Source organism: Yinghuangia soli (assembly GCF_021502675.1).
GTDB lineage: Bacteria > Actinomycetota > Actinomycetes > Streptomycetales > Streptomycetaceae > Yinghuangia > Yinghuangia soli.
Genome location: NZ_JAKFHA010000032.1, coordinates 68,713 through 85,141, shown reverse-complemented (window position 1 = coordinate 85,141; position 16,429 = coordinate 68,713). Strand labels below are relative to the sequence as shown.

The window sequence follows — 16,429 nt, the reverse complement described above, 5'->3', positions numbered from 1 at the left end:
CCCGCCCCGGGCCGGCCCCCCCCCGGTCCCCGGGGTGGGTCCCCGCGCCGCGCTTCGTACAGTCCGTGCAAAGACTCTCCCTTCTGTCGCGCCGGGCCTTCGGGACGGTCAGCCGACGTTCCGCTTGAGGAAGTCGCGGATCAGGGCGGCGATTTCCGGGGTGTGCGTGGCGAGCGCGAAGTGCCCGGCGTCGAGCAGGTGGATCTCCGCGTCGGGCAGGTCGCGGGCGAAGGCGCGGGCCCCGTCCGGGCCGAAGATCTCGTCGCCCTGGCCCCACGCGACCAGCGTCGGCGGCCGGTGGGTGCGGAAGTACTCCTGGAAGCCCGGGTACGCGTCCAGGTTGAACTGGTAGTCCCAGAAGAGCCGCAGCTGGATCTCCTTGTTGCCCGGGCGGTCCAGGTATGCCTGGTCCAGCACCCAGGCGTCCGGCGACACGCGCTCCATGCGGTCGGCCGGGATGCCGTGCGTGTGCTGCCACTTGGTGGCCTCGGCGGTCAGCAGCTCGCGCACCGCGGGCTCGTGGGTCTCGCGGTCCTTGGCGTGCGCGATGAGGATGTCCCAGAACGGGGTGAAGCCCTCCAGGTACGCGTTGCCGCTCTGGCTGATCAGTGCGGTGACGCGCTCGGGGTTCGCGGACGCGATCCGCAGGCCGATCGGGGCGCCGTAGTCCTGGATGTAGAGCGCGAAGCGCTCCAGGCCGAGCTGGTCGAGGAGCTTGAGGGTGACCTCGGTCAGCTTGTCGAAGCTGTAGGGGAAGGCGTCGACGGCGGGGGCGTCCGACTGGCCGAAGCCGATGTGGTCGGGGGCCACCAGGTGGTACGAGTCGGCGAGTTCGGCGATCAGGTCGCGGTACATCGCGGAGCTGGACGGGAAGCCGTGCAGCAGCACGAGCGTCGGGTTCTCCGGGTTGCCGGCCTCGCGGTAGAAGACGTTCAGTCCGTCGACCTCGGCGGTGCGGTGCTGGATGGCGCGGGTGTCGGTGGCGTTCATGGTGATCGTCCCTTTCCGGGTCCGAAACGGTGCGTGCGATAGGGCGTACTGCGGATCTCAACTGTTTGCGTGCGCTGGTTATTGCGTCCGCGGGTAATTGTTTTGAAGAGGTTTTTCAGGAAGCCGGGGCGCGCACCGCGGTGCGGACGTTGGCCTCGGCGGCCGGAGCGGGTAGCGGATTGGCGGCCACGGCAACGCTCGGAGTCGACGCCGCGGCGGCCTTCTTGACCGTCGCGGTCAGCACGGCGGCGAGCAGGCTGAGCCCGATACCGAACGCGAAGTAGGTGCGGTAGTTGCCGGTCAGGGCGTGCCCGAGGGCGGCCAGGGCGAGGCCGGCGCCGGCCGAACCCTGGTGCAGCACCCAGGCGGGGGCGAGGGTGCGGCCCAGCCGAGCCGGGTCGAGGCCCCGGGTGACGACCGCCATGGTCAGCGGGATCACCGGGAAGGACGCGGCACCGAACACGACGGCGGCGACTACGAGCAGCCGGGCGTCCGGGGCAGCGGCGGCGAGCACCAGCGAGACGGCGCGCGCCACGTGCAGGACGGGCAGCAGGCGTTCCGGGGCGGTGTGGTTCAGGAGCCGGGCGTTCAGTGCGGACGACACCGCGGCGGACGCGGCGGCGATCGCGACCAGGCTGCCCGCGGCGCCGTGCCCCCAGCCCAGTTCGACGGCGTGCTTCGGCAGCAGCAGGACCATCGCGTACAGGGTCGCGGCATGCAGGCCGAAGGCGGCGAGGATCCGGCCGCGGCCGCGCAGCGACTGGCGGGCGGGCTGCGACGGCGCCGCACCGGACCGCGGAACCGGGGGGCGGTCCGCGGGCAGGACCGCGGCCAGCAGCACGGTGGACGCGGCGCCCAGCAGGCCGATCGCGGCGTACGTGCCGCGGGTGCCGAGCGGGACGAACAGTGCCGCGGCGGCCCACGGGACGACCAGCTGCCCGAGGTTGATGCCGATGGCGGCCCGGGCCAGCGCCGGGCCGGCGCGGTCGCCTTCGCTCCGGGTGATCAGGGTGCTGACCGCGAGGGTCGAGGAGCCGGCGAAGCCCAGTCCGCCGAGCACCACGTACGCGGCGACGAACTGCCCGGCGCCGCGGGCCGCGCCGAGGACCAGGTAGCTCGCGGAGAGCAGGGCGAGTGCCGCCACGATGACGCGCTTTGCGCCGACCCGGTCGAGCAGGCTGCCGACCAGCGGCTGGGCGAGCCCGGTGACCGCGGTGGACAGCGCCGCGGCCGCGGCGAGCGTCCCGGCGCCGATCCCGTAGTCGTCGGTCACCGGCGCGAAGAACACCCCGGCGGAGAAGTTGAGTCCGAACGAGACGGTCATGGCCGCCAGTCCTGCCCCGGTACTGCCGATGCGCGGCACTGCGGCCACCCCCTCGCTTCTAACGTCTGTTCCGATGGCTAGACATTAGATCGCTTTCATCTAACCCGTCAAGTGGCTTTCAAGAGTTAGATTGACGGCATGGATGATCGGCCGCTGACCGGCGAACCCCTGGCCCTGGACCTCGCGAACACCCGCTGGCCCGTGCGGGATGTGCTGCACGACCACCTCGACGACCCGCTGAAATTGCGGGCCTGGCTGGCCGGGCACGGCCTCGACCCGGGCACGAGCACGGGGACCGGGCCGTCCGATGCGCGGCTGCGCGAGGCGCTCGCCACCGCCCGGGAGGCGATCCGCGCGGCACTGGAGCAGCACGCGTACGAGGAACTCGACGCGGTGCTGGCGCGCGGCGCGGTCCGCCTCGGCATCACCGCGGACGGCCCGGCCGAACACGTCGAGATCGACGACGAGGCCTGGCGCCCCGCCTGGGAATCCGCCCGCGCCTACCTGGAGTTGGTGCAGTCCGCCGAACCCGGCCGGATCAGGAACTGCGCGGCACCCGAATGCACGCTGTGGTTCCTCGACACGTCCAAGAACGGCCGGCGACGCTGGTGCTCCATGGCGCAGTGCGGCAACCGGGCGAAGGCCCGCACGCACTACGCGCGGGGGCGCTGAACCGGCTCGTGCGGCGGCCTACTCCAGGCGCGAAAGGTCGTCCGGAGTGTCGACGTCGTACGCCTCCGCGACGTCCCCGCACTCCACCAGCCGCAGCAGCGACCCGTGTTCGGCCAGGAAGCCGCGGGCGCCCGCGTCCCCCTGCGCGCTCGCCGCGACCTGCGCCCACCAGGGCGATGCGAACAGGACCGGATGGCCGCGGCGCCCGGCATACGTCGCGGCGGCCAGTTCCGCGCCGTCGTCGATATGCGCGGCGGCGATCCGGGCGACCGCGTCCGCCCCGACGCCGGGCATGTCGACGAGCGTCACCACGACCGCCGAGGCGTCGGCCGGAAGCTCCTCGATGCCGGTCCGCAGCGACGAGCCCATACCGGATGCCCAGTCCGGGTTCAGCACCACCCGGGCCCCGGTCAAGTCGGCGTCGCGGGCGACCTGTTCGGCCCCCGCACCGAGCACCACCGTGACCGTGGCGCATCCGCCGTCGCGCAGGACCCGCACCGCGTGCTCGACCAGCGGGCGCCCGCGGTACGCGAGCAGCGCCTTCGGCCGGCCGCCCAGCCGCCTCCCGCCGCCCGCCGCGAGCAGCAGTCCGGCCACCTGCCGCGCTCCGGTACGCACGGGTGCACCACCTCCGCTGCGGAGGCTATCCGCCCTGCGGCCCCTCCCCCGGGGCGAACCGCCGCGACCCGGACGAACCGCCCGCAAATCACAGTTGCATCACCGAACGGATTTTCGGCTGCGGATCGGGTGTGGATTCCGTGCACCCGGAGATCCTGTGCAGGGTCCGCCCCGGACTCGGGGCCGCGCGGTGACCGAGCCCCGCGCGGCCCCGACACATCCGCCGACCCGGGTGTCCGGATCCGTGCCCCCCGCACGGAAAACCAGGTGACCGCGCGGCCGGTGCGCCGTACCGTCCAGGATCATGGCCGATCCCGCGTCCATGCCCTCGACGGACACGTCCACAAGACCGAAGACGTCGACCGTGGCAACCCTGCTCAGGCTGCGCCCGTACATCCGCCCGGCCCGCAACCGGCTGCTCGCGAGCGGCCTCATGGCCCTGCTCGCGACCACCTCCGGGCTGGTGCTGCCGCTGCTCATCGTGAAGATCATCGACGGCCCGGTGGCGGACGGGGACACCTCCGCGCTGTGGCCGTGGGCCTTGCTGCTGCTGGTGTTCGGGGCCTTGGAGGCCGCGTTCTTCTGGGCCCGCCGCATGCTGACCGCCCGCGCGCTGCCGCGCGTCGAGGAAGCCATGCGGAACGCCCTGTACGAGCACCTGCAGACCCGTCCGGTGGCCTTCCACGACAAGTGGTCCTCGGGCCAGCTGCTGTCCCGGGCCAGCCGCGACCTCGGGCAGATCCGGATGTTCCTGTCCTTCGTGCTGATCTTCCTGATCGTCAACACCGCGACGTTCGTGCTCGGTTCGGTGATCCTCATCGTGCTGAACCCGCTGCTCGGCGCGGTCGTCACCGCCGTGGCGATCCCGGTGATCGTGCTCAGCATCGTCTTCGAGAAGCGCTACCGCGTGGTCACCCGGCGCGCCCAGGACCAGGCCGGGGACGTGGCCACCCTCATGGAGGAGTCGGTCCTCGGCATCCGCATCCTCAAGGCCTTCGGCCGGCACCGCGCCATGGACCGCAGGTTCGCCGCGCAGACCCGCGAACTGCGCGGCACCGAAGTCCGCAAGGCCCGCCTGGTCGGCGTCATCTGGGCCGTGCTCATCGCGCTGCCCGAGGCCATGATCGCGGTCGCGCTGCTGCTCGGCGTCCGGCAGGTCGCGGACGGCACCACCACGTCCGGCGAACTCGTCGGCTTCTTCGCCGTCGTCATGTACCTGCGCTGGCCCACGACTTCCTTCGGATGGCTGGTCGCGGCCACCACCGACACCGGCGCCGCCGCGGCCCGCTACTTCGAGGTCATGGACGCCGACGGCGCACTCCCCGAACCGGAGCACCCGGCCGAACCCGCGAAGGTCACCGGCGCCCTCGCCTTCGAGAACGTGCACTTCCGGTTCCCCGACACCCCGCCGGACGCCCCCGACCTGCTCCGCGGCCTCGACCTCGCGGTCCGGCCCGGCGAGACCATCGCCCTGGTCGGCCCCACCGGATGCGGCAAGACCGCGGTCACCGCGCTCGTGCCGCGCCTGTACGACGTCACCGGCGGCCGCATCACGCTGGACGGCACCGACCTGCGCGACCTGCGGCTGGAACGCCTGCGCCGCATCGTGGCCATGGCGTTCGAGGAATCCGTGCTGTTCTCCATGAGCGTGCGCGAAAACATCCTGCTCGGCTTCCCCGAAGGCACCGACGCCGACGTCGAACGCGCCCTGGCCGTCGCGCAGGCCGGGTTCGTGCACGACCTCCCGTGGGGCCTCGACACCCGGGTCGGCGAAGAAGGCCTGGACCTGTCCGGCGGCCAGCGGCAACGCCTCGCGCTGGCCCGCGCCGTCGTGTCGCGGCCCGCCGTCCTGGTCCTGGACGACCCGCTCTCCGCCCTCGACGTGCACACCGAGGCCCAGGTCGAACGCGCGCTGCGCAGCGTGCTGTCCACCACCACCGCCCTGGTCGTCGCGCACCGGCCCAGCACCGTGCAGCTCGCCGACCGCGTCGCGCTGCTCGACCACGGGCGCATCACGGACGTCGGCACGCACGACGAACTGCTGCGGCGCAGCTCCGCGTACCGGCATCTCATGGCCGCGGACACATCCCGGTTCCGCGACCTCGCCGCCCCGCGCCTCGACCGGGAACCCGCCGAGGAGGCAGTGTGAGCGGCCGTCCCGACAACAAGCGCGGCAAGCCCGAGGAACCGGATATCGACCTGACCTCGTGGCGCGGCATCAGCGCGCGCCCCGACGACCTCGACGACGACGCCGAGGCCGAGGCGTCCGGCCTGGCCGCGGACGGCGAGCCCGGCGGCAGCCCGCTCGGCAAGGCCCGGGCCGGCGACGCACGCCGCCTGCTCGCCTCGCTGCTCGCGCCCTACCGGCTGCTCCTCGCACTCGCGGTCCTGCTCGTCCTCCTCGAACAGGCCGCGCTGCTGGCCGGGCCGCTGCTCATCGGCCTGGCCATCGACGAAGCCGTGCCGGACGCGATCGCCGGCGACGAGTCCACGCTCATCGCCATCGTCATCGCCTACGCGCTGTGCGGGCTGGCCACCGGCGGCGTGACCCTCGGCTTCTTCGCGGTCGCCGCACACGTCAGCCAGAACATGCTGCTCGAACTGCGCACCCGCATCTTCGAGCACGCGCAGCGCCTCAGCCTGGACTTCCACGAGCGCTACACCGCGGGCCGCATCGTGTCGCGGGCCACCGGCGACGTCGACGCCGTCCAGGAACTCCTCGACGACGGGCTCGACGGCCTCGTCTCGGCGACGCTCACGTTCTGGGTGTCGCTGGTCTTCCTGTTCTTCCTCGACGTGCCACTCGCCCTGCTGGTGGTATCCGGCGTCGTCCCGCTGTACTTCTCCGCGCGCTGGTACACGCGGCGCTCGACCGCCGCCTACCGGCGCGTCCGCACCACCTCCGCGACGCTCACCACGCAATACATCGAGACGTTCAACGGCGTGCGCGCGGTCCAGGCGTTCCGCCGCGAGCCGCGCAACTCCGGGATCTTCCGGGCGCTCAACCGCCGCTACACCGAGGCGAACACCGAGACCATCGTGGTCTTCGCGTACTTCGCCCCGCTGCTGCGCGGCTTGGGCAACCTGACCCTGGTCGGCACGCTGATCGCCGGCGCGTGGCGGGTCGTCGACGGCGGGCTCGAACTCGGCGTGCTCACCGCGGTCATGCTCTACGTGCGGCGCATGTACGAACCGCTCGACGAACTCGCCCTGTTCGCCAGCACCTACCAGTCCGCCGCGGCCGGCTTGGAGAAAATCGCCGGGATGCTCGCGCACGAACCGGGCGTGGCCGAACCGCAGCACCCCGCCGACCTGCCCGCCCGGATCGGCAAGGGCCGCAGCGTCGCCTTCGACGGCGTCGCGTTCGGCTACCAGGACGGCATCACCGTGCTGCCCGCCCTCGACCTGGTGATCCCGCGCGGCCAGACGGTGGCGGTGGTCGGCGCCACCGGCGCGGGCAAGTCGACGGTCGCCAAGCTGCTCGCCCGCTTCTACGACCCCACCGCGGGCGCGGTCCGGCTGGACGGCGTCGACCTGCGCGAGCTGAGCACCCCGCAGCTGCGCGGCGAACTCACCATGATCACCCAGGAGTCGTTCCTGTTCTCCGGCTCGGTCGCGGACAACATCGCGATCGGCCGCCCGGACGCCACGCGCGCCGAGATCGAGGACGCGGCACGGGCCATCGGCGCGCACGACTTCATCACGGCGCTGCCGGACGGCTACGAGACCGACGTCCGCAAGCGCGGCGCGCGGCTCTCCGCAGGCCAGCGCCAACTGGTGGCCTTCGCCCGCGCGTTGCTCGCCGACCCGGCCGTGCTGATCCTCGACGAGGCCACCTCGTCGCTCGACATCCCCGGCGAACGCGCGGTCCAGCGGGCGCTGGCCACCGTCCTGGAAGGCCGCACCGCGGTGGTCATCGCGCACCGGCTCTCCACGGTCGAGATCGCCGACCGCGTGCTGGTCGTCGACGCGGGCCGCATCGTCGAGGACGGCAGCCCCGAGGACCTGGTCAGCGGCGGAAACGGCCGCAGCCGCTTCGGCACCCTGCACCGGGCCTGGCGCGAATCGCTCGTCTGACGCGCCGGCACGGGCAAGCGCATCCGCGCCGGGGCCGGCCCGGGGCTCACACCCCGGGCAGCCCCCACTCGCGGGCGATGATCTCGTACGACCGCAGCCGCGCATCATGGCCGTGCACGTTGCTGATCACCATCAGCTCGTCCACCTGCGTACGCGCCACCAGTTCGGCCAGCCCGCGGCGCACCCCCGCGGCATCGCCGATCACATGCTGGCGCTGGTACGACTCCACGAACTCGCGCTCGGCCGGCGTCCACGGATAGGCCACGGCCTCCTCCGGACTCGGCTGCAGCCCCGGCCGGCCGCTGCGCAGCCGCATCATGCCGAGCGCCTGGGCCAGCCCGAGCCGGCCCGCCTCCTCCGCCGTGTCCGCCGCGATCACGCCGGCCGCGATCATCGCGTACGGCTCCTTCAAGTCCTCGGACGGCTGGAAGTGCTCGCGGTACAGCGCCAGCGCGGGCACCGTGTGCTGCCCGCTGAAGTGGTGCGCGAACGCGAACGGCAGCCCCAGGATCCCGGCCAGCTGCGCGCTGTACCCGCTCGAACCCAGCAGCCACACCGGCGCCCGCGACGCATCGCGCTCGCCGCCCGGCTCGACCCCGGACACCGGGCCCGGCACCGCATGGATCCGGCCGTACGGATGCCCGTCGGAGAACGAACCGGTCAGGAACCCGATCAGCTCGCCGAGCTGCTGCGGGAAGTCGTCCGCCGACAGCGCGTCGGCACTGCGCCGCAGCGCCCGCGCGGTGGTCTGGTCCGTCCCCGGCGCCCGGCCGAGACCGATGTCGATGCGGCCCGGGTGCAGCGCCTGCAGCGTGCCGAACTGCTCGGCCACCACCAGCGGCGCATGGTTCGGCAGCATCACGCCGCCCGAACCGAGCCGGATCGTGGACGTGTGCGCGGCCAGATGCGCGAGCAGCACGGGCGGCGACGAACTCGCGATGCCCGGCATGTTGTGGTGCTCCGCGACCCAGAACCTGCGGAAGCCCCAGCGCTCGGCACGCTTGGCCAACTCGGTGGTCGTCCGCAACGCCTCGGTCGCGGAATAGCCCGTGCCCACCGGCGCCACGTCCAGCACGGACAGCGGGATATCGGGCATCGGCTGCGCGGGGGAAGACTCGTGGGAAGGCACGCAACACCCAACACGGCACCCGTCCGCCTTGTTCCGCGCGGCCCGGCCCGATCGGGTCAGTCTCTTGAACTGCTCCAGAATGTTCCTATATTGAGTTCATGACCGGGACATCCCGTGACGAGATCCCCCGCCGGCTCCGCGCCGCGGGGCTGCGGGTCACCGCCGCACGCACCACAGTCCTGGACCTCATCGGGACCATGCCGCACAGCGATGCGGAGACCCTCGCGCGCGCCGCGCGCGAACGCCTCGGCAGCGTCTCCACCCAAGCGGTGTACGACACGCTGCACGCACTGGTCCGGGCCGGCCTGGCCCGCCGCATCGAACCCGCCGACCACCCGGCCCGCTTCGAGGCGCGCACCGGGGACAACCACCACCACATCGTGTGCCGCGGCTGCGGCGCGGTCGAGGACGTCGACTGCGTCGTCGGCGCGGCCCCCTGCCTCACCCCGGACGACGACCACGGCTACGACCTCGACGAGGCCGAGGTCACCTTCTGGGGGCGCTGCCCCGCCTGCCGCGCGGCGGCCGGACCCGAACCCGGACCCGAGCCCGGACCAGGACCAGGACCAGGGGTCAGCCCACCGGCGTGAACGTCCAGACCGTCCCGTTCGCGGCCGGCACCAGGCCCATGCCCTGCTCGCCCTTGACCTTCTCCCCCGGCCCCAGCGCACCGCCGCCCTCGCGGTTCACCAGCACGAACCCGTTGCCGCGCGGCTGCGGCATCCACTGCTGCCGGGCCTCCCCGCAGTCGTCCTGGACGGCATGGCCGCTGCGCATGTCCAGGCACTTGTTGCTCACCCGCGAGATCACGTAGAAGTACCCGTCCGCGGCCGCCTGCACGGACCACTGCTGGTTCGTCTTGCCCGCACCCGGGGCGTAGAAGATGACCGGGGTGTTGTCGCCCTTGTCCCCGCCCGCCACGTCCATCGCCCGGCCGCCCGACGTGATCGTGTAGACCTTGCCCGGCTGCGGCAGCGGCTTGGGCGTCGCAGACGGCGACTTCGAGGCGCTCGGGCTCGCCGAACTCGCGGACGGCTCGGCGCTGCTCGGCGCGGCGGACGGCGGCGCAGCGGACGGCAGCGGACTCCCGGAGCCGGTCGTCGCGGCCGCCTTCGCGGTCCCGCCGCCACCGCCCCCGCCGTCCACGAGACCGGCGAGCCCGCCGAACAGCAGCCCCACCACCGCGGTCGCCGCCAAGGCGGCCAGGATTATCCGGCGCGACAACATCCGCGCAGCACCCCTCCCGGTCCCGGGCCCGCGCCGGACGGGCGGCCCCTCAGGGCGGCCATCCTGGCAGACCGGCCCGGGGCGCGGGCAAGGGGCGTGGACGAGGGGCGCAGTCGCGAAGCACGGCGCGTCAGTGGCCGCCGCTCGTGAGCTTCAGGCCCACGATCGCCACCACCATCAGACTCAGGAAGAAAATCCGGGCCGCGGTGGCCGGCTCGCCCAAGATGACGATGCCCAGCAGCGCCGACCCGACCGCACCGATGCCGACCCACACGCCGTACGCGGTGCCGATCGGCAGGGATTTCGCGGCCATCGACAGCAGGATCATGCTGCCCGCGATGCCGAGACCGGTGAAGATGCTGGGGACGAGGCGGGTGAAGCCCTCGGTGTACTTGAGCCCGATGGCCCATCCGACCTCGAGCAGACCCGCAAGACCGATCAGGATCCACGGCATGACGACGCACCTCGCACGCGTCGTCGTCAGGGCCCGGTACGTCGCACCTCGTCGGGGGCGGGCCGGAACCGGCCGCCGCATCCAGCCTCTCAAACCGCCCACGCCGGGCAAAACCGGGGGCCGGTGAGGTTGGTCACCGGCCCCGGTCAGAGGTTCAGCGATTCAGAACTTCAGAGATTCAGAGGTACAGACCGGTGGCCTCGCCGGAGGCCTCGACGCGCTCCGCGGCCACCGCGTGCAGGTCGCGCTCGCGCAGCAGCACGTACGCCACCCCGCGCACCTCGACCTCGGCACGCTCCTCCGGGTCGTACAGCACCCGGTCGCCGGGCTCCACGGTCCGCACGTTCTGGCCGACCGCGATCACCTCGGCCCACGCCAGCCGCTTGCCGACCTGCGCGGTCGCCGGGATGAGGATGCCGCCGCTGGACCTGCGGTCCCCCTCGCCGGCGTCCTGGCGGACCAGGACCCGGTCGTGCAGCATGCGGATCGGCAGCTTCTCGCCGAGGCCGGCGGGGTCGCTGTCACGGGGTGCGGAAGTCTTGGGCGCGTCGGAACTCACGCATGAAAACTACCCGCCCGAGCGCCATCGTGTGACACCAGGGCGACTATCCGGCACCGGCCCGCACCCCGCGGGTCACTTCTTCTTGCGGCGCTTCAGCAGCGCCACCAGGACCACCACGCCCACGAACGCCCCCGCGACCGGCACGATCCGCTCGGTGCGCGGCGCCCCGGTGTCCGGGTCCACGAACTGCGCCCGCACCTTGTCGCCGGTCCGCCGCGCGACGTTCGCCGGCTTCACCCGGTCCACGAGCTCGTCCAGAGTGGCGGCCAGATTCGACCGGGCCGCCTCGATGTCCGCCTCGATCTGCTGCGGGGTACGCGGCGGCGCGGGCTTCGCAGCCGCCCCGGCCGCACCGTTCGCCGCGCCGACCGGCTCCACCCGGGAGTGCTTCGCCTGGACCGTCACCGGGCGTCCCAGAGCGGCCCGGCCGGCGCGCTCCAGTTCCGCCGCAGAACGCTCCGGCCCGCCGTGCCCGTTCTCGCCCACAGCCAGTCCTCTCGCTCCCGCTGCCACCGTGCCGCGACTGCTGCCGCCGCCCGCGAACCGCGCCGCTTTGCGCGTGTGCCCCCAAGTCAAGCAGGTATCCCCCTCGGGCCGCGGCATCCGGGTGGTTCTCAGCCGTGTTCACCTGCCCCGACGGCCCCTGGGCATCACCCGGGCGGCGCGCACGTCCCGCAGTCCAGGCGCGCGAACCCGTACGGCAGCTCCAGCCGGTGCGCGTCCATCAGCTCGCGGTCGGCGAGCAGCTCGCGCGTCGCGCCGTCGGCGGCGATCACCCCGCCGGACAGCACCACCGCGCGCGGGCACAGCTCCAGCGCGTACGGCAGATCGTGCGTCACCATCAGCACCGTCACGTCCAGCCGGGCCAGGATCTCGGCGAGCTCGCGGCGCCCGGCCGGGTCCAGGTTCGAGGACGGCTCGTCCAGCACCAGGATCTCCGGCCGCATCGCCAGCACCGTCGCCACCGCGACGCGCCGGCGCTGCCCGAAGCTCAGGTGGTGCGGCGGCCGGTCCGCGAACTCCGCCATGCCGACCAGCGCCAGCGCCTCGTCGACCCGCGCATCCAGCTCGGCACCGCGCAGCCCCAGATTCGCCGGACCGAACGCGACGTCCTCACGCACCGTCGGCATGAACAGCTGGTCGTCCGGGTCCTGGAAGACGATCCCGACCCGCCGCCGGATCTCCTGCAGGTTCGCCTTCGCGACCGGCAGCCCGGCCACCCGCACGCTCCCGCGGCCGGTCCCGGTGTCCGCCGACAGGATGCCGTTCAGATGCAGCACCAGCGTCGTCTTGCCGGCCCCGTTCGGCCCGAGCAGCGCGACCCGCTCACCGCGGCCGATCCGCAGGTCGACCCCGAACAGCGCCTGATGCCCGTCCGGGTACGCGAAGGCCAGCCCCTCGACCTCGAGCGACGCCGGGGCACCCGCGTGCGTGCCGGCGCCCGTGTCCGCGCCGGTATCTGTGCCGGTGGCCGCGCCGACGACCGCGCCGGTTTCCGTATCCGCCATGGGGTCCATCCTCACCCACCCGCGAACCAGGCCACCGCGCAGGCCAGCGCAGCGGCCGACGGCAGCAGCGCCGCGGCACCCCACTGCGCCCGCGACGCCCGGACGTCGAGGAGCACCGGCATCGTGCCGGTGTAACCGCGGCTCAGCATCGCCAGATGCACCCGCTCGCCGCGCTCGTACGACCGGATGAACAGCGCACCCGCCGACTTCGCGACCACCGGCAGCTGCCGCACATCGCGCGCCCGGAACCCGCGCGACTCCCGCGCCACCCGCATACGGCCCATCTCACCGGTGATCACATCGGCGTACCGCAGCATGAACTGCATGATCTGCACCAGCAGTTGCGGCATCCGCAGCCGCTCCATGCCGAGCAGCAGGTCGCGCAGCGGCGTGGTGGCCGCCAGCAGGATCGACGCGACCACGCCCAACGTGCCCTTGGCCAGGATGTTCCAGGCCCCGAGCAGCCCGCTGTGGCTCACCGTCAGGCCCAGGAACTCGGTCTTCGGACCCGTCGCCAGGAACGGCAGCGCGAACGCGAAGACCACGAACGGGATCTCCACGACCACCCGGCGCAGCACGTACCCGAGCGGCACCCGACCCACCGCTGCCACGGCGGCCAGCAGCAGCGCGTACACCCCGAACGCCCAGAAGCGCTCCCGCGGCGTCGCCACCACGGCCAGCACGAACAGCACCACCGCCACCAACTTGCAGTGCGGCGGCAGCCGGTGGACCGGGGAATCACCCGCCCGGTACAGGTTGTGCGCGTGCCCGGCACCCATCAGCGGGCCCCGGCGGCTCGCCCGCCGCTCACGAACCGTCGGCGGCGGGCTGCGCGCCCTCGCCGCCGCGGCGCTTCACGACCCAGAAGACACCGGTGCCGACCAGCAGCGTCGCCCCCACGCCCAGCACGCCGGCGAGGCCGCCGGAGAACCGCTCGTTGTCGACGCCCTTCACCGAGTAGTCCGCCAGCGGAGCGTCCGCGAGCGCGTGGTCCTCGACCTTCGCGTCGATGCCCTTGTCCGCGGCGACCTTCTCCAGGCCGTCCGGGCTCTGGCTGGCATAGAAGCTGACCACGCCCGCCAGGACGAGTGCGAGGAGCGCGCCCGCGATGAGCAGGGTGCGCGTGCGTACCTTCGCCATGTTCCCGTTCCTCCTCGTCGACCCGACTCAGACCTGCGCCGCGGACGACGGCGCCGCCGCCTGCCCGGGCACCCCGGCCGCGCCGGCTGCTCCGCCCGTCCGCAGCTCCAGCGGACGCACCAGACCCCGCGCGCCGTAGACCAGGTCCGGACGCACCGCCAGCACACTCGACACCGTCGCCGCGGTGATCAGCGCCTCGCCGATGCCGATCAGCACGTGCACGCCGATCATCGCGCCGGCCACCTTCGACAGCGGCACATCGGTCGTCCCGCCGATCGCGTACACCAGCGTGAACACCGCCGCGCAGACCGGCACCGACACAAGCGCGGCCACGAACGACGCCGCACCGAGCGAACGCCGCGTCTTCGGCAGCACCGCGGCCAGCAGCTTGAACAGGCCGTAGCCGACCGCCGCGGTCGTGATCCCCATGACCGTGATGTTCACGCCCAGCGCGCTCAGCCCTCCGTCGGCGAAGAACACCGCCTGCATCAGCAGCACCACCGACATGCACAGCACGCCGGTGTACGGCCCGACCAGGATCGCCGCGAGCGTGCCGCCCAGCAGGTGGCCGCTGGTCCCCGAGGCCACCGGGAAGTTCAGCATCTGCACCGCGAAGATGAACGCCGACACCAGCCCGGCCAGCGGCGCCGTGCGCTCGTCCAGCTCGCGCCGGGCACCGCGCAGACCGACCGCCACGCCACCGGCCGCGACCACCCCCAGGGCGACCGAGACTGGTGCGTCGATGAACCCATCGGGTACGTGCATGGGGACCTCCCCCGGGAAGAAGCGGATGCGACCGGCCGACCACAGGCGACCGCAGAACCGTCCGATTTTATGAGGATCTCTTGCACTTGCAAAAGCCTCGCAACTAGTGGCCCTCGGCACTCGCCTACGCACCGCGCTCCGGCGTGCGTGTTTGCCGTGATTCGGAGCCGCACCTAGCGTGGCCGGGTCGACACGCGATCCCATCGCACCCAGGCACCAAGGAAGAGGCCACCGTGAGCGAACGACTCCAGTCCGGCGACACCGCCCCCGCCTTCACCCTCAAGGACGCCGACGGCAACGACGTCTCCCTGGCCGCCCACAAGGGCCGCAAGGTGATCGTCTACTTCTACCCGGCCGCCCTCACCCCCGGCTGCACCAAGCAGGCCTGCGACTTCACCGACAACCTGGCCCTCCTCGCGGACGCCGGCTACGACGTCCTGGGCATCTCCCCCGACAAGCCGGAGAAGCTCGACAAGTTCCGCGAGAAGGAAGCCCTCAAGATCACCCTGCTCTCCGACCCGGACAAGTCCACGCTCACCGCGTACGGCGCCTTCGGCGAGAAGACCATGTACGGCAAGAAGGTCACCGGCGTGATCCGCTCCACCTTCGTCGTCGACGAAGACGGCAAGATCGAACACGCCTGGTACAACGTCCGCGCCACCGGCCACGTCGCCAAGCTCCTGAAGGACCTCAAGATCGCCGCGTAGCGCCCTGCGGGCCGGCCGCGCTTTCCTGCGCAGCCGGCCCGCACGCTTGACGGCTAATCAGAAAATAGCCGCCAACCAACCCGTGACTCGCACGCCAGTTCGCCGTTGACCCCATCGAGGAGCAGGGGAGCTCCCGAGGAGGTCATGAGCCATGGGGACCTATTACAAGTACCCGCCGGACCAGCTGCGGCAGTTGGCGGCGGAGTCCCGAAGCGTCAACGAGATCCTGCGCAAGCTCGGGTTGCCGATCCTGGGCGGATACCACACGCACATCAGCCGCCAACTCAAACGGTTCGACATCGACACGAGCCACTTCAGCCACCTGGGCAAGCACCACGAGCGCCGCACCTACACCCGCGAGGCCCTGGACGAAGCGGTCGCATCGAGCCGGAACATGCACGAGTTGCTCGTGGCACTCGGCTCTCCGTCCTATCCGCGCGCAGCCATGTACATCGAAAGCCGCTGCCGGGCGTTCGGCATCGATCTGAGCCACTTCGAACCGACGAAGCGTCGGCGCCGCTCCATCGATCCTGAAGACCTGCGACGTGCGGTGGCGACAACCCGATCGATTGCCGAGATCATCCGCGTGCTGGGGCTCCCCCAAGGCACATCCGGATATCGGATGGTCCACCGCTGCGCGGCCCTGCACGGTATCGACCTGACAGGGCTTGTGGGTCAGGCACACAGGCGGGGCAAGAAGATTCCGCAACGCAGCGCGGCCGACATCTTGTGCCACACGCCGGACCGCGACAAGCGGGTGGCCGTCCGCTTCCTGCGCCGAGCGCTCGGCGAAATCGGCCGCGAGTCATGCTGCACCAAGTGCCGCATCGGGAACACCTGGCAAGGCGACCCCCTGATCCTCGAGGTCGACCACATCAACGGCGACTGGCGGGACAACCGGGCCGAGAACCTTCGATACCTCTGCCCGAACTGCCATAGCCAGACGAGCACCTTCTGCGGTCGCAACCGGGCTCTGCGAACTAGCAGGGCGGCGGCGAGCTGACACCTTGCCGGGCTGTCCGCGGCTAAGATTGCCTGCGTTCGGTGTTGGGTCACGCGAAGGGGACCAGCAAATCGGACATATGTGGGCGATCGTGGCGAAATCAGGCATACGCAGAGGGCTTAGGACCCTCCGGTGGAGACACCATGTGGGTTCGAATCCCACCGATCGCACAGTCGGGGGGGGGGGGGGGGCGCCCCCGGGGGGGGGGGGGGGGGGGGTGTGGGGGGGGGGGGTGGGGGGGGGGGGGTAGGGT

The 16,429-nt window shown here is 72.2% G+C and carries 16 protein-coding genes, 1 tRNA gene, 1 pseudogene and 1 riboswitch; of the genes and pseudogenes, 7 read left to right on the top strand and 11 right to left on the bottom strand.

Features of this window, described 5'->3' with window-relative positions:
• Positions 1 to 108: 108 nt before the first annotated feature.
• Positions 109 to 990 carry an alpha/beta fold hydrolase gene (locus LZ495_RS34720; protein WP_235057109.1) on the bottom strand — a complete coding sequence of 294 codons (882 nt, stop codon included), beginning with the start codon at positions 988 to 990 and terminating at the stop codon, positions 109 to 111.
• A 115-nt stretch (positions 991 to 1,105) separates the two neighbouring features.
• A complete protein-coding gene (locus tag LZ495_RS34715; RefSeq protein WP_235057108.1) occupies positions 1,106 to 2,314 on the bottom strand; it encodes an MFS transporter in 1,209 nt (402 codons plus the stop codon).
• 138 nt (positions 2,315 to 2,452) lie between these two features.
• Here LZ495_RS34715 and LZ495_RS34710 point away from each other — a divergent pair, with 138 nt between their 5' ends.
• Positions 2,453 to 2,986 carry a CGNR zinc finger domain-containing protein gene (locus LZ495_RS34710; protein WP_235057107.1) on the top strand — a complete coding sequence of 178 codons (534 nt, stop codon included), beginning with the start codon at positions 2,453 to 2,455 and terminating at the stop codon, positions 2,984 to 2,986.
• A gap of 18 nt (positions 2,987 to 3,004) precedes the next feature.
• Here the strand turns inward: LZ495_RS34710 and LZ495_RS34705 are convergent, their stop codons facing one another.
• A complete protein-coding gene (locus LZ495_RS34705) occupies positions 3,005 to 3,604 on the bottom strand; it encodes a nucleotidyltransferase family protein (protein WP_235057106.1) in 600 nt (199 codons plus the stop codon).
• A 304-nt stretch (positions 3,605 to 3,908) separates the two neighbouring features.
• Here LZ495_RS34705 and LZ495_RS34700 point away from each other — a divergent pair, with 304 nt between their 5' ends.
• Both LZ495_RS34700 and LZ495_RS34695 read left to right on the top strand, forming a co-directional pair.
• Entirely contained in the window at positions 3,909 to 5,753 is a 1,845-nt protein-coding gene (locus LZ495_RS34700) for an ABC transporter ATP-binding protein (RefSeq protein WP_235057105.1), read from the top strand.
• A 50-nt stretch (positions 5,754 to 5,803) separates the two neighbouring features.
• Positions 5,804 to 7,681, top strand: coding sequence for an ABC transporter ATP-binding protein (locus LZ495_RS34695; protein WP_372498690.1), 1,878 nt, complete (start codon positions 5,804 to 5,806; stop codon positions 7,679 to 7,681).
• Positions 7,682 to 7,727: 46 nt separating this feature from the next.
• Here LZ495_RS34695 and LZ495_RS34690 read toward each other — a convergent pair whose 3' ends face one another.
• Positions 7,728 to 8,777 (bottom strand): LLM class flavin-dependent oxidoreductase, encoded by a 1,050-nt coding sequence (locus LZ495_RS34690; protein WP_235057121.1) that lies wholly within the window; start codon positions 8,775 to 8,777, stop codon positions 7,728 to 7,730.
• Between the two features lie 131 nt (positions 8,778 to 8,908).
• On the opposite strand from LZ495_RS34690, the gene LZ495_RS34685 reads away from it, so the two are divergent.
• Positions 8,909 to 9,400 carry a Fur family transcriptional regulator gene (locus LZ495_RS34685; RefSeq protein ID WP_235057103.1) on the top strand — a complete coding sequence of 164 codons (492 nt, stop codon included), beginning with the start codon at positions 8,909 to 8,911 and terminating at the stop codon, positions 9,398 to 9,400.
• Here the strand turns inward: LZ495_RS34685 and LZ495_RS34680 are convergent.
• From LZ495_RS34680 to LZ495_RS34650, 7 genes and pseudogenes are all read right to left on the bottom strand, one after another.
• The gene (locus LZ495_RS34680) at positions 9,384 to 10,037 is read right to left on the bottom strand and encodes an RICIN domain-containing protein (RefSeq protein WP_235057102.1); all 654 of its coding nucleotides are present in this window, start codon (positions 10,035 to 10,037) and stop codon (positions 9,384 to 9,386) included. The two genes, LZ495_RS34685 and LZ495_RS34680, sit on opposite strands and share 17 nt — an antisense overlap.
• 130 nt (positions 10,038 to 10,167) lie before the next feature.
• Positions 10,168 to 10,491, bottom strand: a complete 324-nt coding sequence (gene sugE / locus LZ495_RS34675) for a quaternary ammonium compound efflux SMR transporter SugE (protein ID WP_235057101.1) — start codon at positions 10,489 to 10,491, stop codon at positions 10,168 to 10,170.
• A gap of 14 nt (positions 10,492 to 10,505) precedes the next feature.
• Positions 10,506 to 10,570, bottom strand: a riboswitch (guanidine-III (ykkC-III) riboswitch).
• Between the two features lie 99 nt (positions 10,571 to 10,669).
• A complete protein-coding gene (locus LZ495_RS34670; protein ID WP_235057120.1) occupies positions 10,670 to 10,972 on the bottom strand; it encodes a GroES family chaperonin in 303 nt (100 codons plus the stop codon).
• A 153-nt stretch (positions 10,973 to 11,125) separates the two neighbouring features.
• Complete coding sequence (locus tag LZ495_RS34665; RefSeq protein WP_372498688.1) at positions 11,126 to 11,539, bottom strand: DUF3618 domain-containing protein; 414 nt, start codon at positions 11,537 to 11,539, stop codon at positions 11,126 to 11,128.
• A 164-nt stretch (positions 11,540 to 11,703) separates the two neighbouring features.
• Entirely contained in the window at positions 11,704 to 12,561 is an 858-nt protein-coding gene (locus LZ495_RS34660) for an energy-coupling factor ABC transporter ATP-binding protein (protein WP_235057100.1), read from the bottom strand.
• Between the two features lie 11 nt (positions 12,562 to 12,572).
• Complete coding sequence (gene cbiQ, locus LZ495_RS34655; RefSeq protein ID WP_235057099.1) at positions 12,573 to 13,340, bottom strand: cobalt ECF transporter T component CbiQ; 768 nt, start codon at positions 13,338 to 13,340, stop codon at positions 12,573 to 12,575.
• A 28-nt stretch (positions 13,341 to 13,368) separates the two neighbouring features.
• Positions 13,369 to 14,466: pseudogene (locus LZ495_RS34650) on the bottom strand (energy-coupling factor ABC transporter permease).
• Positions 14,467 to 14,699: 233 nt separating this feature from the next.
• On the opposite strand from LZ495_RS34650, the gene bcp reads away from it, so the two are divergent.
• From bcp to LZ495_RS34635, 3 genes are all read left to right on the top strand, one after another.
• A complete protein-coding gene (gene bcp / locus LZ495_RS34645; RefSeq protein WP_235057098.1) occupies positions 14,700 to 15,173 on the top strand; it encodes a thioredoxin-dependent thiol peroxidase in 474 nt (157 codons plus the stop codon).
• 151 nt (positions 15,174 to 15,324) lie between these two features.
• A complete protein-coding gene (locus tag LZ495_RS34640; protein ID WP_235057097.1) occupies positions 15,325 to 16,176 on the top strand; it encodes an HNH endonuclease signature motif containing protein in 852 nt (283 codons plus the stop codon).
• 85 nt (positions 16,177 to 16,261) lie between these two features.
• Positions 16,262 to 16,346, top strand: a tRNA-Leu gene (locus tag LZ495_RS34635).
• The last annotated feature ends 83 nt before the right edge of the window (positions 16,347 to 16,429 follow it).

What these genes read in the sequence shown, in the direction of transcription:
- LZ495_RS34720 (WP_235057109.1), bottom strand. Translation starts at nt 990, where the DNA reads ATGAACGCCACCGACACCCGCGCCATCCAGCACCGCACCGCCGAGGTC.
- LZ495_RS34715 (WP_235057108.1), bottom strand. Translation starts at nt 2,314, where the DNA reads ATGACCGTCTCGTTCGGACTCAACTTCTCCGCCGGGGTGTTCTTCGCG.
- LZ495_RS34710 (WP_235057107.1), top strand. Translation starts at nt 2,453, where the DNA reads ATGGATGATCGGCCGCTGACCGGCGAACCCCTGGCCCTGGACCTCGCG.
- LZ495_RS34700 (WP_235057105.1), top strand. Translation starts at nt 3,909, where the DNA reads ATGGCCGATCCCGCGTCCATGCCCTCGACGGACACGTCCACAAGACCG.
- LZ495_RS34690 (WP_235057121.1), bottom strand. Translation starts at nt 8,777, where the DNA reads ATGCCCGATATCCCGCTGTCCGTGCTGGACGTGGCGCCGGTGGGCACG.
- LZ495_RS34685 (WP_235057103.1), top strand. Translation starts at nt 8,909, where the DNA reads ATGACCGGGACATCCCGTGACGAGATCCCCCGCCGGCTCCGCGCCGCG.
- LZ495_RS34680 (WP_235057102.1), bottom strand. Translation starts at nt 10,037, where the DNA reads ATGTTGTCGCGCCGGATAATCCTGGCCGCCTTGGCGGCGACCGCGGTG.
- sugE (WP_235057101.1), bottom strand. Translation starts at nt 10,491, where the DNA reads ATGCCGTGGATCCTGATCGGTCTTGCGGGTCTGCTCGAGGTCGGATGG.
- LZ495_RS34670 (WP_235057120.1), bottom strand. Translation starts at nt 10,972, where the DNA reads ATGCTGCACGACCGGGTCCTGGTCCGCCAGGACGCCGGCGAGGGGGAC.
- LZ495_RS34660 (WP_235057100.1), bottom strand. Translation starts at nt 12,561, where the DNA reads ATGGCGGATACGGAAACCGGCGCGGTCGTCGGCGCGGCCACCGGCACA.
- cbiQ (WP_235057099.1), bottom strand. Translation starts at nt 13,340, where the DNA reads ATGGGTGCCGGGCACGCGCACAACCTGTACCGGGCGGGTGATTCCCCG.
- LZ495_RS34640 (WP_235057097.1), top strand. Translation starts at nt 15,325, where the DNA reads ATGGGGACCTATTACAAGTACCCGCCGGACCAGCTGCGGCAGTTGGCG.